Genomic DNA, 15,488 nt, shown 5'->3' with positions numbered 1-15,488 from the left:
GCCTGTCGAACCTGGTTGGTGAGCCTGTCGAACCTGGTTGGTGAGCCTGTCGAACCACTGCCTTCTGTTTACGGTTATCCACATCAAAATTTTACTAATTTCTGTATTAAATACTACGTTTAGGTGATCTTTTTTTATTTTATTCGTGGTATTTTTAAATTAGAGTCAATACCAGAAGTAAAGCTAAAGGACTGTTCACCATGAACAAACAACTACAAAAACAAGCAAAAGAAGCCGCAGCTACCCATCGCCAAAGCTTGCACAAGAACTTGCAGCATCGTATAGAAGTCGCTAGAGCCAATGGCAATGACGCTTTGGTTCGTCAGCTAGAAGCCGAAGCTAGCTATTTGAAACTCAGTTAAGATATCAATTAATCCTGACACAGGAGACAATCAAATTCCCCGAATGTCAGGAAAATTTAACAACCCCCCCCAAAATACCTTTTTTGAATGTTGGCATTTGGGCGGGTTTTGTTGATCAGTGAGGAGGGCGGGTTTTGTTGATCAGTTATCGGTGAGGAGGGCAGGTTTCGTTGATCAGTCGGGTTTTGTTGATCAGTTATCGGTGAGGAGGGCGGGTTTTGTTGATCAGTTATCGGTGACAAGCTAAGGTTAGTCCCTAAACCCGCCCCTACAATTGTGGCTAAACTCCCCCTGCTCCCCCTGCTCCCCCTGCTTCCCCTGCTCCCCCCGCTTCCCCTGCTCCCCCCGCTTCCCCTGCTGCCTCTGCTCCCCCTGCTTCATCGTATCTACGAAGCTGCTCAAGTATTTTTGCCAAGCTGCACTAGCGCCCCCCAACCACGACATCCTTAATCCGAACATGGGGACCACCAACGCTGACGGCTAAAGGCATTTGTCCGCCTTTACCACACCCGCCACTGACGTAGAGTGTATCATTGCTGATCGCGTCAATATCTTTCAGGGTTTGAAACACATTCCCGGTGAGAGTAACATCGCTGACAGGTTCTGCAATCTTACCATTGCGAATCATATACCCCTCAATCTAGTCAACTCAACTTTTTCTAGAGACAGCCTCTAGGCAGAAAGCCAAGCTATTGCCCTAGAGTTATTGGTTGAGTCTCTGGCATAGACAATTCCTGCTAAACTCCCTCCAGAGTATTGACCATAATCTGGTGCAAGTTTTCTGCCCATTTATCCCAGTTTAAGCGCGTGTCATACTCTTCCCGGGACAATCGTACTAACTGTTCATAGGCATCTTTATTGACAAAGTTAGTCGCTATCAAATCAGCATATTCATGACTCGATGCAGAGAGGGGTAGCATATAACCATTCCGTCCATTCTTGACAATCGCGGGAATTCCACCAACATCACTTGTGATTACCGGAATACCATAAGCATTGGCTTCACAAATCACTATCGGCGAACAGTCAGCGCGAGTCGGCAACAGTAAGAAATGCGATTCTAATAACAATTTATTCAATTTTTCCTGCTGTTGAGGAACATTCTTATTCAAGAAAGGAATGACGGTTAATCTTTCATGCTGAATCTCGGCTGGAGGAACCGTTCCCACCATGATTAGCTCTGCATCTATTCCCATCTTAAGCAGGGAAACAAGAGTTTGGAAAGCAACATCTGCACCTTTTCTCTGCCAATTTTTACCAATAAACAACAAACGACACCTTTGATGCCGATACTTCTGTCGGATTTCATTTACATCGGGAACAATATCTAAATTTGCGCCGAAGGGGACAACGTTGATCTTATTCGCGGCTGCGCCATAATCGCAAACAGCAGAATGGGCAGCCCATCCCGAAGAATAGACTATCTTGTTAGCTTTCGATAGCACTGCCGTCTCTACGTTGGAAGCCGTCCGAAAATCCTCTTCAGTTAAGAAAATCTTATAAGTATCGTGGAGTAGTTTTGGGGTTGCATCTGACAAGAAAACAATCGGTAGATTGGTTTCCAAAAAACTTAATTCTTTTGAGGCAACAGGAGCAAAAAGTAAATCACAGGGCGTACTTTTAAGCTGTCTTTGAACTACGGTAATGAATTTCTCATATTGCTCACCTAGCTGAGAATTTTTGAGTCTGACAAATCCTACTTTCTCGGCATAGCTTAAAAGTTTACGCCATTGAAAATATCTTCGAGGTAACCCCAAGTTGACCAGTTTAATATTCCTTTTCCTCAAGGCTTTGTGCATGTAGTAAATAGTTCCAGAAAAGGCATTCTTGTCCATGTAGTTTTGCACAGAGAAAAAGCCGATCCGTATTGGCTGTGCCATGAAAGTAACCCTTCTTTTTGCTAACAAGTTTTTATGACTACAACAAATACTTCCATTCAAAATCAATGTCAAGTATTTTTTGATGCAAAAACTAAATTCAACAAAACTAAATCATTATTGCCTGAGGATAAACATACGCGCGATTGTTCAGAGTCGTGGCGGGTAAAAAAATACCATAATTTAACAATTGCTTGACTTGACACCCTAACATACTTATAATTCCACCAATGAAAGACTTAGTCCGAGATAACTGAGGCTGACTCCATGGAAACCGTCAAAAATCCTGTCATCGCCATCGGGCTGGATGCCGCCGAGCCATCTCTACTCGAAAAGTGGATGTCTCAGGGATATCTGAAAACGTTGTCCCATCTGCGCCAGCAGGGAATATACGGACGTTTGCAGAATTTTCGAGATTCTAATGTAGAAACAGCTTGGACAACCTTTGCCACGGGTTGCTCACCTCAAAAAACTGGCTTATGGGCGCACATGGGGCTTCGCGAAGGGACTTACAACTTTGAAACCCGTGCCGCTTATGATTTTCAGGAGTATTCCCCCTTTTACGCATTGGGTGAAGACTATCGGGTGGTTACCTTCGATGTTCCCCAAGTACGGCTGACCGATAAAATCAACGGGTTACAAGTGGCAGCTTGGGGGGCGCACTCTCCTCAAGTCGAGAGTGGCTCTTTACCGGAACCACTTTTCCAGGAGTTGATTGACAAGCATGGCGCCAGTCCAGCCCTCCACAAAGACTACGCCGTTTGTCTTGATTTGAAGAGTACTCTTAAAGTGGCGGAACGATTGCACACCGGGATTGCTCGACGCTCGGCAACTTGTCAGGATTTGTTAACACGGGAAACCTGGGACTTGTTTTTAACGGTATTCAACGATTCCCATTCTGGGGGTCATCTTTTTTGGCAATTGAGCCAACCGGATCATCCCCTCTATGAAGCCTTAAGACAGGGTGTCTCCCATGATCCCTTGCTAGAAATTTACCAGGCAATGGACAGAGCAATTGGTGAGATATTGACTAAGGCTCCTGATAATGCTGATGTGGTCATCTTTTCCGCCCATGGCATGGGTCCAGCTACGATTGATTTACCCAGCTTTGTCTTCCTACCGGAGTTTCTCTACCGCTTCAGTTTTCCGGGGAAATGGGGACTTGGCTATGGCAAAACCTCAGATCCCCTACCCCCCCCATTTACCAAGATGAAAGGGAATTGGTGGGAGCGGCATTTGTGGGGGACTAAATATGATCCCAATCCCATTCGACGTTTTCTGAGGCGCGAAACTCCCTCTCGACTCTTTAAAGTGATAGAACCTCTGCTCGATTCAACCCAGGAATCGGATTTAATCTCACCTTTCCAACTGGCTCGCCAAGGGGAGCAGGTTGTACCTTGGAATCCAGCCCAATGGTACAAGTTAATGTGGCCCTCAATGAAAGCGTTTGCGCTGCCAAGTTTTGCAGAAGGATATATTCGGATCAACCTGCAAGGGCGAGAACCCCAGGGAATTGTCGCGCCGTCGGACTATCATGCCCTTTGTGATGAAATTTGCCAGAAGCTATATGCTCTCAAAGATGCTCGTAAAGGCATCCCGATGGTTAAACGAATTGTCCGCACCCGACAAGATCCGAATCAGCGAGATCCGAAGTTACCAGATGCTGATTTAATTGTTGTGTGGCAGGAAGACTATGCTACTGATGTAATGGATAGTCCTGATTATGGACGCTTTGGTCCCTTACCTCCTTATCGGGCGGGAAGCCATCGCCCCGAAGGATTTATTCTGGCGTGCGGTTCGGGTATTGAGCCAGGTTCTAGTTTATCAGCTGGTCATGTCCTGGATTTGGCACCAACATTTTTGACATTAATGGGAGCGCCAATTCCTGAATACCTCGAGGGGAAACCTCTACCGTTGAGGATGAGTCAGCCTGTTGATTATGTGGCTAAAACTTGACCAAAGCCATTTGAGTTCCCTCCCCTTAACGAGGGGAGGGTTAGGGTGGGGTTGACAAGGGGAGAGTTAGGGAGAGTTCCGTCTCAAGGTATTGGATATTTTTGAGCTTAAGTTGACATCAACGGGTGTCAGAAATCATCAACTATCGAGTTCCTATCCATCATGAAAAAAATGCTTCGTTCAGCCTCTCATCTGAGGGAAGATATCAAGCAGTTCAGGTGAATATGTAACCTATTTGCCTGAGTTGCTTTACACAATCTTCATATATTCTTTACATAAACTTTATACATTAACTTTGCCTGGGCTGTTATTCTTTTTATATACGCTCATCCCACAGTCTAGAGTAAATTATCCGAAAACTGCTGGGTTCTATCCACAGCTAGATGCAATCGTCATCAAAAATGCTGTATATATGTCTTAAGCCTTTAAATGTTTTGGCAACTCTCTATTAGAGTTTGGAATTGCCAGAAAGAGGTAATGACAAAATAGGAGAATGCCTGTTGTGACAATTGCCATCAAGGTTTATCTGAAGTACCAGTTAAATAAATGATTTGAATAGGAGCCAGACCAAAAATGAAAAAAATTGTTAGAGTTTTACAACAAATAGCTGTCGCTAGCGTTGCTGTCGTAGCGGCTAATTCAGCAGAGGCAGCAATTATTGGCAGTAGCGTTCGTGGAGGATATGTCGGTCAACCTGAAACAAATTTAGAACTGCAAATTGTTGATCCACCCCCCCAAGAAATAAGGATTATTAATTTTGAGAGAGAGGAGGGCGATGACAGAATAAATCCAGATCCGAATAGGGATCTCCGAGCAGTTATTGAGAAGCAAGCACTTGTGCTTCCTAGAAACCTTGATGTATTGGATGAGTTTGGCGAAGAAACCTTTAGACCTAACACTACAATTGCTAAAGATACTCTTGTCAGCAGTTATTTATTTTATGTCAACCCAGCTGGGGTTGGTCAGCCGAAGTTTCGCTGGCACGGTCAAATCCGATTTGATGCACCAGTTCTGGGGATTCTTGGTGGTTTTAGCATTAATTGGAACGCTAGTAACCGATTACTCGGTTTAGAAAACACTAGCTATAGCATAGGCTCTGGTTTAGATCGACGTCAGGGTGATATTGTAAATATTGACAACAATGTTTTACAATTTGATATAACGGCGTCAGCGGGAATGGAGCCATTTCGCGTGATCACCTCTGGCTCTCCAACAGTATCTGTACCCGAACCAATTACTATCTTGGGTTCTGGTGTGGCTTTGGGATTCGGAGTCCTATTTCGCAAAATCAAGCAGAAGCAATGAAGTTAAAGGAAATCATTAGATAAACTTTTTATCTCTAGCGATTTAAAATAGGGTAATCTGGAACAGTTAATACCCTCTAATCTGAGCTAGGGAGTTTCTGTGTACAATTGACTCTCTCCTAAACCTATGAGTAAAGCGAAGATTTTCTTTATCGGTCTTGATGGAGCAGACAGAGATTTGATTCTTCAATGGGCAGAGGCGGGTTTGCTCCCGACTTTTCAATCCCTCCTTCAGCAAGGAGCGTTTGGTCTGACCAATGACCCACCAGGAATTAACGGCTGCCACTGGCCCACTTTCTTTAGTGGGGTTTCACCAGCCAAACATGGGCGTTATTGGGCACAACAGATTCAGCCAGGCACCTATGATATTGGAACATATAGCTTTGGCTGGGAACCTTTTTGGAATGTTTTAAGTCGGGCGGGTCGTAAAATTGCATTAGTTGATGCTCCTGAAGCGCCCCTGGCTGAAAGTCTTAATGGAATTCAGATAGTTGAACGGCATCATTACAAACAGGGAAACTCGTCTGTCCAGACTTATCCGTTATCTTTAGCAGCCGAAATAGAAACGCAGCTAGGAAAAAACTCAATTGGAAGTTTACGTACTGTTGGACGCGGTATAGATGAATTGAAAGACTTTCGTCAAAACTTATTGACCAGTATTGAAAAGAAGACAGAACTATCCAATCACTTTATAGAACAAGGCGAGTGGGATCTTTTCCTAACCGCTTTTAGAGAAGCTCACTGGGCGGGTCACCAATGTTGGCATCTTCATGATCCAAATCATCCCGAATATGATCAGGAGGTTGTCAATGCTATTGGAAACCCAATGAAGGACATTTATATTGCCATTGATGCTGCCATTGGCAAACTCCTACAGCAGGTGAGTCCAGAAACAACTGTCTTTATTTTTGCTAGTACTGGCATGGGTCCCAACTATACTGGGGTGCATGTTCTAGATGAAATCCTCTTAAGCATCGAGAATCCTCAGAGAGCAGCGATGGGTCAACAGGTTGGCAATACCCTGAATTCTTTGAAGCGGTATAAGTTTCTCCGGCAAATCAAAAAACGCCTCTGGAAACCCATACAAAACATTCGTGGTACAGGGAAACCCTCCATCTCAAAGTTGAGTAATCGTAAATGTTTCCAGGTTCCCTCCAGTGAAGCATTTGGAGGAATTCGGGTCAATCTGGTTGGTCGCGAACCCCAGGGTAAGATCCAACCGGGGCAAGAGTATGAAGAGTTCTGTGAAGCCCTATGCCAAGACCTGTCAGAACTAACTAACTATGATACCGGAGAACCGCTAATCCGAAATATTTTCCGGTCAGCCGAAATCTATAACGGAGAACGTCCCATGGGTCATCCCGATCTACTCGTTGAGTGGAACCGGAATGCACCCATTGCTTCAGTTTACTCGCCAAAGGTAGGGAAAATTGATAAAGTTTATTGGGATAGCCGGACTGGAGATCACAAACCTGGCGGACTTTTCTTGGTGTCAGGAGCGTCCATCGAACCCAAGCAAGTTGAACAGCCTACATCGATTGTAGACTTCGCGCCGACCATCGCCTCTCTACTTGAAGTGCCACTTCCTACGAGTGATGGAAAATCGATTTCAGGTATCTTCTCTTCAGCGATTTGTACTGAATCATAGATGTCTATTCGAGACGACTTAAAGAGTGGAAACAAGCATAAAACCTCGCCATTACAGGGGAGAGTAACTTAGATGATTAAGCGATTGATCAAGGATGTAACTTATCCAATCATTAAGTCCCGACCAGACTTCTTAATTATTGGAGAGCAGAAAGCGGGAACTACCTCATTATATAATTATCTAACCCAGCATCCCCAAGTCTTTGGCAACATTGGCTGGAAGGAAGTTCGCTACTTTGATCGCCCTGAACATTATAATCAAGGCTTTGGCTGGTACTTAGGGCATTTTCCCTCTAAACTTCGCAAAGGAAATAAATTAACCTGTGATGCATCCCCTAATTACCTATCCTACGAATTTGTTCCCGAACGCATCAAAAAAGATTTAGGGGATATTAAAATGATTGCCGTATTTAGAGAACCTGTCTCTCGTGCTTATTCAGCATGGCAGATGTTTCATAGTTTTGCCAATATTGATAATGATCATTTGAGGCGATTTTATGACAGAAGAACGTTTGCTGAGGCAGTTGAAGAAGAATTTAGTCCTAACTTTGATCATGCTAAATACCCGTTTCGTTATGATTATGTCGGTCGAGGTAAATATGTGCATCATTTAGAAAATTACTATAGCTATTTTGATAAGGATACTATCTTAGTTTTAAACATGGAGCAGTTTCGGAAAGACTTAGATGCAGTACTAAATCGTGTGTGTGATTTTCTGAATATCGAACACTTTTCCCAAGAAATACTGGAAAAATTACAGCAGGAAAAGCACAATAAGGGAAAATATCAATTTCAGAAAACTCCCGCTGATCAAGAAAAACTAGAGTTTCTCAAGAGTTACTTTGTTCCCTTCAATGAGAAGCTGTATAAAATATTAGGTGAGAAGTATAACTGGTGAAGTTGGTTGGGTTAAGATTCCTTTTGCCAAAAGTGATTCAATGATAAAACAATCGATAAAAAAAATAGTATATCCTATCTATCCCATTATCAAGTCTAGACCCGACTTTTTAATTATTGGAGTTCAGAGAGCAGCCACAACTTCCTTGTATCACTATTTAACGTCGCATCCTCAAATAGTGGTAACTCATAAGTGGAGAGAAACGTACTACTTTGACAACCCGGAAAATTACCGGAAAGGTTTCGGTTGGTATATCGGTCATTTCCCGGCTAAACTCCGCAAAGGAAATAAACTGACATTTGAAGCCTCACCGAGCTACATGTACCACAAGCATATTCCTGAGCTGATCAAGCAAGACTTAGGCAATATTAAAATGATTGCTATAGTAAGAAATCCTGTTGATCGAGCCTATTCAGCTTGGCAAATGTATCATAGCTATTCTAGTTTACCTCACAAACATCTGAGAGATAGAGCTGATGAAAGAACGTTTGCTGAAGCGATTGCTCAAGAATTTAATCCAGAATCGAATACTGCCAAATACCCTTATAATTATATTGATAGGGGAAAGTATGCTCAACAAATAGAAAATTACTATAACTATTTTGGCAAAGATAATATTCTGATTTTGGATTTTGAGCAGTTTTGCGACAATCTAGGTGCAGCGCTAAATCGGGTCTGCGACTTTCTAAACATTGACTATTTTTCTCCGAACAAAATCAATGAATTTCAGAATCAAAAATACGCTGTTGCCAACTATGTAACAAGTTCTAATCATGCTCAAATCCTAGAACAACTAAAAGACTATTTTGTTCCTTTTAACAAGCAGCTATATAACCTTTTAGGTACTGATTACGATTGGTGATAGTCAAGTTTTCTTAGATGGATGTAAGAAGGTAAAACCCCAAAGAAGATATTCCGAATAGATGAATTTTTGCTGTTTAAAGGTAACTTGGTATTGGTAGAAGTGGCTTTCTAACGTATCATTTTGAGCGAAGCGGAGCATCTGGAGAGATGCTTCGCTACACGGAGCCTGTCCTCGAACGAAGTGAAGGATTTCGCTCAGCATGACAAATTACCTGTTTGACTGCAACTTAGTATTAATCAAATAATTAGGCTTGCAGACAGTGATAGTCCAGGATAGAAGCCAATTTGTACCTGACGTCGCACTCAGGTGAAGTTGGCATCACCTGGATTTCGGCGGCTATACTTGATAACAGCAGCACTAAACCCACTCACACCTGTAGGTCTACCGATAAGAATATGTCTTTAAGATTTCTATTAAGGGATGCCTGGAAAGCATGGCATCGCCATAGCGGTTGGATGGCTTGGAATTTATTTCTTGCCTTTATCCCCTTAGCTTTAAGTGTTTGGCTCTTTCGTCGCTCATCTGGAAACCGTAACCTTTTGTGGTGGGTGGGTTTCATTGTTTTCATGGCGTTCTTACCCAATGCACCTTATCTGCTGACGGATATCATCCACCTGATTGATGCGGTGCGTCGTGACTATTCCGTTTGGGTGATTACGTTAGTGCTAATTCCGCAACATCTCAGTGTTATTTTATTGGGCTTTGAAGCTTATGTTATCTCGTTAATTAATTTAGGATACTATTTACAAAAACAAGGCATGGGTAAGTTTACCATTCCGGCTGAACTGATTACTCATGCTCTGTGCGCGGTTGGTATCTATTTAGGACGATTCCTCCGATTTAATAGTTGGGATTTAGTCACACAACCGGAGGATTTAGCCCAAACTATTGTGGATGACTTGACGGCTAAACGCCCCCTGTTGGTTATGTTTGTCACCTTTATCGTGTTGACGGTATTGTATTGGGTGATGAAGCAAATCACGCTGGGACTCATTCTCAAAATGCGTTATCGGAAAGTTCTTCACGAAGCCGGTGGGGAGAATTAAAGTTAACGGTGGTGATTGTCATTTGTCATTTGTCATTCGTCATTTGTTATACCTGTGAAGCGAGTGAGTAGGGTGCCGTTAGCGACAGCGTAACGCACCCCAATCCTTTGAAAATCGGTGCGTTACTACTAAAATTGTGGATTAGATTTGTTTTGTAGTAAGGGAACTGAGCCAACTCCAGCTATGCTTTGAAGCACTAAAGTGCTTACTACAAACAATCTCATACGTTAAAATGCTCACAGAACAGGCATTTGGTGAATTACCCAGCGCATGATTGACACCTTACAAACTCAACTGTACCAACTGGAACAATTTGCCGATAATCTGGTTGGCAATCAGCTTACCCATCTGAGTGCATTAAGCATTGGCATTATCTTTGCGGCTGGGTTGCTGACTAGCCTCACTCCTTGTATGCTATCTATGCTGCCGATCACAATAGGCTACATTGGCGGCTATGAAGCCAAAGGACGCCTGCAAGCCGCGACTCAATCCACTTGGTTTGCTTTGGGATTGGCAACCACCCTAGCTGGATTGGGAATTTTAGCCGCATCGGTGGGACGAGTTTATGGGCAAGTGGGTATCGGGTTACCCATCATTGTTAGCCTGATTGCAATTATCATGGGGCTAAACCTACTGGAAGCCTTACCCCTGCAATTACCATCCTTTGGCGGAATGGAATGGATTTCCCCCGATTTGCCCAAGGGGATACGTTCCTATCTGATTGGGTTAACCTTTGGTTTAGTCGCCTCTCCTTGCAGTACACCCGTTTTGGCAACATTACTGGCTTGGGTGGCAAGTACACAAGACTGGGTTCTCGGTGGGGTTTTGCTATTATCCTATACGGCAGGTTATGTTACCCCGTTAATTGTGGCAGGTACATTTACTGCTTCAATAAAGAAGTTATTAGAAGTACGCCAATGGTCAAGTTGGATTACACCCGTTAGTGGGGCTTTATTAGTCGGATTCGGCGTCTTTTCGCTGCTGTCTCGGATTCCTGGGGGAATTTTTTAATTAATGACGTTAGATAATCAATCTGTGTCTAATCCTGTCGGACGTTGGTTCCGACGTTATATCCTATCATTTCTAGCAGATTTACGATTGGCGATCGCACTCCTTCTCGCGATCGCTCTTTTCAGTATCAGTGGTACCATTATCGAACAGGGTCAATCTCTTGCCTTTTATCAAGCTAATTATCCCGAAAATCCAGCGTTATTTGGTTTCTTAACCTGGAAAGTTCTCCTCTTCTTAGGATTAGATCATGTGTACCGGACATGGTGGTTTTTGTCAATCCTAGTTCTGTTTGGTAGTAGCCTCACGGCTTGCACGTTTACTCGTCAATTTCCCGCCCTGAAAGCCGCCCGTCGTTGGAATTATTACAAAGAACCACGTCAGTTTCAGAAACTGGCACTCAGCGCTGAACTAGAAACGGGTTCGGTGAATTCCTTATCCCAACTGCTACAAGCCAAGCGCTATCGGGTATTTCAAGAAGGAGATAGCCTCTACGCCCGCAAAGGAATCGTGGGGCGGATTGGTCCGATTGTGGTTCATGCCAGTATGCTGATTATTCTGGCTGGGTCAATTTGGGGTGCAATGACGGGATTTATGGCACAGGAAATGGTTCCTAGTGGCAAAACCTTTCACGTCAGAAATATTATTGATGCCGGTCCCTGGGCAAAATCTCAGGTTCCTCAAGATTGGGGGATTCATGTTAATCGCTTCTGGATTGACTACACCCCCGAAGGCGGAATTGATCAGTTTTATTCCGATTTATCGGTAGTGGATAATCAGGAACAAGAAATTGACAGAGAAACCATCTATGTAAATAAACCCCTGCGCCATCAAGGTGTCACCTTCTACCAAACCGACTGGGGAATCGCGGCGGTGCAGGTACAGTTAAATAATAGTCCGATTTTTCAGTTACCCATGGCGAAACTGGATATCCAAGGGAATGGGCGTATCTGGGGGACATGGGTACCGACGAAACCGGATTTAAGTGAAGGGGCTTCATTGTTGGCAAAAGATTTACAGGGGACGGTTTTGGTCTATGATGCCAAGGGCAAATTAGTCTCCACCGTTCGTTCTGGAATGAGTACCCAAGTGAATGGGGTTAACTTGCGCCTTAAGGAATTAATCGGCAGTACAGGCTTACAAATTAAAGCTGATCCAGGTATTCCGATTGTGTATACGGGCTTTGGTTTGCTGATGGTGGGTGTAATTATGAGCTATGTCTCCCACTCCCAAATTTGGGCATTACAAAAAGGCGATCGCTTTTATGTGGGGGGGAGAACTAACCGCGCCCAGGTATCATTTGAGCGAGAAGTGATTGAGATTTTAGATCGTTTGCATGAGGATAAATCAACCCCTGACGTTCCGTTACAAGAAGCGATGCAAGTCTAGTGCAAGAAGGCAGAAATAACTGAACAGCTAATATCTCCCCCCGCTTCCCCTGCTCCCTCTGCTCCCCCTGCTTCATCGTATCTACGAAGCTGCTCAAGTATTTTTATGCCCGCTGCACTAGGTAGACGTTGAAACGGTTACCTGAAACAGAGTGAAGAGTTTTGGAACCCGCGAAGGCGGGTTTTGTTTGTGTAGTTGCGGTTTCAACCGCCCCACTCAATTCCCCATTAATACCTTCTCATATAGTTCCCCCGCCCGTTTCCAGGTATATTTCTGCTCAACCAGCGATCGCCCATTTTCTGAGAGTTGCTTGCGAAGCTGACGTTTCTCGAATAACCGACTCACGGCATACACGTATTCAGCCGTATCATTTGCCCGTAATGCCCGCAGGGGGACATCTCCACCATCCACAGGCAATCCTTCCAAACCGCGATCGCTTGCTACCACCGGCACTCCTGCTGCCATTGCTTCTAGGGTTTTGTTCTTAATCCCATAGCTAGTCCGCAGGGGAATTACACAAACCGTTGCCTTATGCAAATAGTCTACGATTGAACTCACCCGACCTGCTACCGTAATTCCCGGACGTTCCTGCAACTCTAGCACCTCAGGTACAGGGCGTGCGCCCACAATTTCTAAGGTTGCCTCTGGATACCGTCGTAAAATCTCCGGGAATACCTCTAAACTGAAGAAACGCACCGCATCAACGTTTGTCGGGCTATCCATAACACCCACAAACACCAATCGCTGTCCTCCCGGATCAGAGACACGCTTAGGAAACTGCTTAAAATCAACGCCATTGGGAACTAACGTAATCTTGCCCTCTGGTTCATAATCCTCAATCTGACGCCGATCTTTAGGAGTGGCAACGACAATATTGGTAAACTTGCCACAATATCGCTCTTCGTAACGACGCAGTAGAGGTAAATTTAATTGCTCTCGTAGCTGCTTATCCGCTGGTTTTCCGTCTAACTGATGGCGCTGCTTGCGATAGAGGGAACTATGAATATTGACGACGGTTCGCAACTTCTCTCGCCATTGGGGGCGAACATAAATTTCATTCATGCTATGTTCGCAGGTGATCACGTCAAAGTTTCCTGACTCTATTGCCTGGTTCACCCACTCCTGCATCTCCGGGGAGTAGTGTTTTAAGACACTTTGAGGCGTTCCTTGTTGCAGGAATGTACTCAAGCGCTGCATTTTTGACCGCAGTCCACTGTTGTTCTCTGAGCCGTTGGGTTGAGGGAAAACGACGAGTTCTTCGACCCACTCCTGCAACTTTTCCACGTCAGTCTCGGAAATATCATCAGTGCGTTGAGTCACCAGGGTAATCTGATGACGCTCACTCAGAGCCTTGAGTAAGTTAAATGTTCTAACCTCAGTTCCACCGCTGGTGGGTGGATAGGGAAATGTGGCAGAGAGGATGAGAATTTTCATAAATCTTCAGATTCCCCCCAAAATGGTCATAAATTCGGTTTTATCGGGATTAATGATGAATTGAGATGGCATTTATTAAAATTTGCTAATGGATTATATCTATTTCATCAAACAGTTTTACCTTATTATATAAACATTTTAAATTTTCAATGATAAATTATTTATATAGATAATTTATCATTAATTTTTGATCACAAATTATTGGTAAGCTATTCCTTGAGGCAGATATTTTTAAGGGTAGAAGGGTAGAAGGGTAAGCTGTCGCGGATTGAATATGCATACTCCTACACCCCACACCCCACACCCCCTACAGGTATTTGTTTGTTCACTTTGCACAAATGACTTGTTCATAAAGCTGGGCGGCTCGTTCCCATGTATAATTCTTCTCAATAAACTGGCGTCCACTTTGTGACAATTGTTGTCTCAGTTGAGACTCTTCAAATAAGCGAGTCACGGCATCAACATACTCGGAAACCGAATTTGCCCTCAATGCTCTCAATGGTACATTGGGACTATCAACCTCCAGTCCTTCTAAACCGCGATCGCTTCCCACCACAGGTACGCCCGCCGCCATCGCCTCTAGGGTTTTGTTCTTGATCCCATACCCTGTTCGCATCGAGACGATGCATACCGTGGCTTGATGTAAATAGTCTGCCATAGACGGAACCCGCCCCGTTACTGTAATACCGGGACGATTTCCCAGCGCCGATACTTCAGAGGTAGGACGTGCGCCAACCAGAGTTAAGGTTGTGTCTGGATACCGTTCTTGAATCGCGGGAAATACCTCTAAACTTAAGAACCTCACCGCATCAATATTGGCTAAATTATCCATCGCGCCGATAAACGTCAAGCGATGTCCACCTGGATCAACAGTGCGATAAGGAAATTGGCTAAAGTCTACACCATTGGGAATCACGGCAATCTGACTGGGGGGATTATAGGATTGAATCTGTTGGCGATCATCATCCGTCGTCACTACAATATGGGAAAACTTATCACAGTAGCGCTGTTCATAGCGATAAAGTAGAGGCAGATTCAAGCGATCGCGCCAGAGATTCTCGCTGGTACCCGTTTGCAACTGATTGCGACAGGAAGCGTACACCGAACTGTGGATATTGACAACTGTTCGCAGTTGTTCGCGAAACTCCGGACGTACATAAATCTCGTTAACGCTATGTTCGCAGGTAATTACATCAACGTTATTTTTCTTAACACACTGATCCACCCAATCCTGTAATTGTGGAGAATAAATCGAGAGGACACTGGGAGGAGTCCCTTGCTGTACAAACTGACCGAAGCGCTTTACCTTACCGAACCATCCTCCCGGAAGACTGGATGTAGTGGGACGAGGGAATACGACCAACTCAGCCACCCATTCTCGTAAGGCTTCAACTTCAGCATCGGTTACATCGTCAGCGCGTTGAGTGAGTAGGGTAATCTCATGTCCAGTGAGATGTTTGAGTAAGTTAAACGTCCTTACCTGAGTCCCTCCTTGGGTTGGGGGATAGGGGAACGTAGAAGAGAGCATCAAAATCTTCATGGGTAATGGGTGAGGGTTTAAGGCGTGTATACAAAACGTAACCTATTTTAGTTAAGCACCATTGTAGAGACGCGCCATGGCGCGTCTCTACATAAATGATGTGTCCTAACAGTCATGGCGGTTGCTATATAACAACTGAGATGAAGTCCGCCAAATCACCCC

13 protein-coding genes and 1 pseudogene are annotated in these 15,488 nt (G+C 44.2%); 9 read left to right on the top strand and 5 right to left on the bottom strand.

The features are described 5' to 3' along the window. Positions 1 to 200 precede the first annotated feature (200 nt). Positions 201 to 362, top strand: coding sequence for an arginine synthesis PII-interacting regulator PirA (pirA, locus tag MC7420_RS41220; protein WP_006099655.1), 162 nt, complete (start codon positions 201 to 203; stop codon positions 360 to 362). Between the two features lie 280 nt (positions 363 to 642). Here pirA and MC7420_RS43270 read toward each other — a convergent pair whose 3' ends face one another. From MC7420_RS43270 to MC7420_RS07715, 3 genes and pseudogenes are all read right to left on the bottom strand, one after another. Next, a complete protein-coding gene (locus tag MC7420_RS43270; protein WP_006099729.1) occupies positions 643 to 777 on the bottom strand; it encodes a hypothetical protein in 135 nt (44 codons plus the stop codon). Between the two features lie 6 nt (positions 778 to 783). After that, positions 784 to 999, bottom strand: a pseudogene (locus MC7420_RS07720) (metallopeptidase TldD-related protein); the annotation flags it as partial. 100 nt (positions 1,000 to 1,099) lie between these two features. Next, entirely contained in the window at positions 1,100 to 2,242 is a 1,143-nt protein-coding gene (locus MC7420_RS07715; protein ID WP_044205806.1) for a glycosyltransferase family 4 protein, read from the bottom strand. 264 nt (positions 2,243 to 2,506) lie between these two features. Here MC7420_RS07715 and MC7420_RS07710 point away from each other — a divergent pair, with 264 nt between their 5' ends. The 8 genes from MC7420_RS07710 to MC7420_RS07670 all read left to right on the top strand — a co-directional run bounded on the left by MC7420_RS07710 (position 2,507) and on the right by MC7420_RS07670 (position 12,352). Beyond that, positions 2,507 to 4,195: an alkaline phosphatase family protein gene (locus tag MC7420_RS07710; protein WP_006099948.1), complete on the top strand. Its 1,689-nt coding sequence runs from the start codon at positions 2,507 to 2,509 to the stop codon at positions 4,193 to 4,195. Between the two features lie 573 nt (positions 4,196 to 4,768). Then, positions 4,769 to 5,500, top strand: a complete 732-nt coding sequence (locus MC7420_RS07705; protein WP_006099659.1) for a PEP-CTERM sorting domain-containing protein — start codon at positions 4,769 to 4,771, stop codon at positions 5,498 to 5,500. A 126-nt stretch (positions 5,501 to 5,626) separates the two neighbouring features. Continuing rightward, positions 5,627 to 7,147 carry an alkaline phosphatase family protein gene (locus MC7420_RS07700; protein WP_006099709.1) on the top strand — a complete coding sequence of 507 codons (1,521 nt, stop codon included), beginning with the start codon at positions 5,627 to 5,629 and terminating at the stop codon, positions 7,145 to 7,147. Between the two features lie 72 nt (positions 7,148 to 7,219). After that, positions 7,220 to 8,044, top strand: coding sequence for a sulfotransferase domain-containing protein (locus MC7420_RS07695; protein WP_006099700.1), 825 nt, complete (start codon positions 7,220 to 7,222; stop codon positions 8,042 to 8,044). Positions 8,045 to 8,084: 40 nt separating this feature from the next. Next, positions 8,085 to 8,906 carry a sulfotransferase family protein gene (locus MC7420_RS07690; protein ID WP_044205954.1) on the top strand — a complete coding sequence of 274 codons (822 nt, stop codon included), beginning with the start codon at positions 8,085 to 8,087 and terminating at the stop codon, positions 8,904 to 8,906. 398 nt (positions 8,907 to 9,304) lie between these two features. Further along, the gene (locus tag MC7420_RS07680; RefSeq protein WP_006099779.1) at positions 9,305 to 9,955 is read left to right on the top strand and encodes a DUF1361 domain-containing protein; all 651 of its coding nucleotides are present in this window, start codon (positions 9,305 to 9,307) and stop codon (positions 9,953 to 9,955) included. A 270-nt stretch (positions 9,956 to 10,225) separates the two neighbouring features. After that, positions 10,226 to 10,966: a cytochrome c biogenesis protein CcdA gene (locus MC7420_RS07675; protein WP_006099610.1), complete on the top strand. Its 741-nt coding sequence runs from the start codon at positions 10,226 to 10,228 to the stop codon at positions 10,964 to 10,966. A 3-nt stretch (positions 10,967 to 10,969) separates the two neighbouring features. After that, entirely contained in the window at positions 10,970 to 12,352 is a 1,383-nt protein-coding gene (locus tag MC7420_RS07670) for a cytochrome c biogenesis protein (RefSeq protein ID WP_006099670.1), read from the top strand. Between the two features lie 216 nt (positions 12,353 to 12,568). Here the strand turns inward: MC7420_RS07670 and MC7420_RS07665 are convergent, their stop codons facing one another. After that, entirely contained in the window at positions 12,569 to 13,786 is a 1,218-nt protein-coding gene (locus MC7420_RS07665; RefSeq protein ID WP_006099968.1) for a glycosyltransferase family 4 protein, read from the bottom strand. A 325-nt stretch (positions 13,787 to 14,111) separates the two neighbouring features. Continuing rightward, complete coding sequence (locus MC7420_RS07660; RefSeq protein ID WP_044205799.1) at positions 14,112 to 15,326, bottom strand: glycosyltransferase family 4 protein; 1,215 nt, start codon at positions 15,324 to 15,326, stop codon at positions 14,112 to 14,114. Positions 15,327 to 15,488 lie beyond the last annotated feature (162 nt).

The sequence above is a fragment of the Coleofasciculus chthonoplastes PCC 7420 genome (genome assembly GCF_000155555.1).
In the GTDB taxonomy this organism is placed as follows: Bacteria; Cyanobacteriota; Cyanobacteriia; order Cyanobacteriales; family Coleofasciculaceae; genus Coleofasciculus; species Coleofasciculus chthonoplastes_A.
Note: the sequence above shows the minus strand (reverse complement) of the source record. Positions and strands in the feature narration are given on the sequence as shown.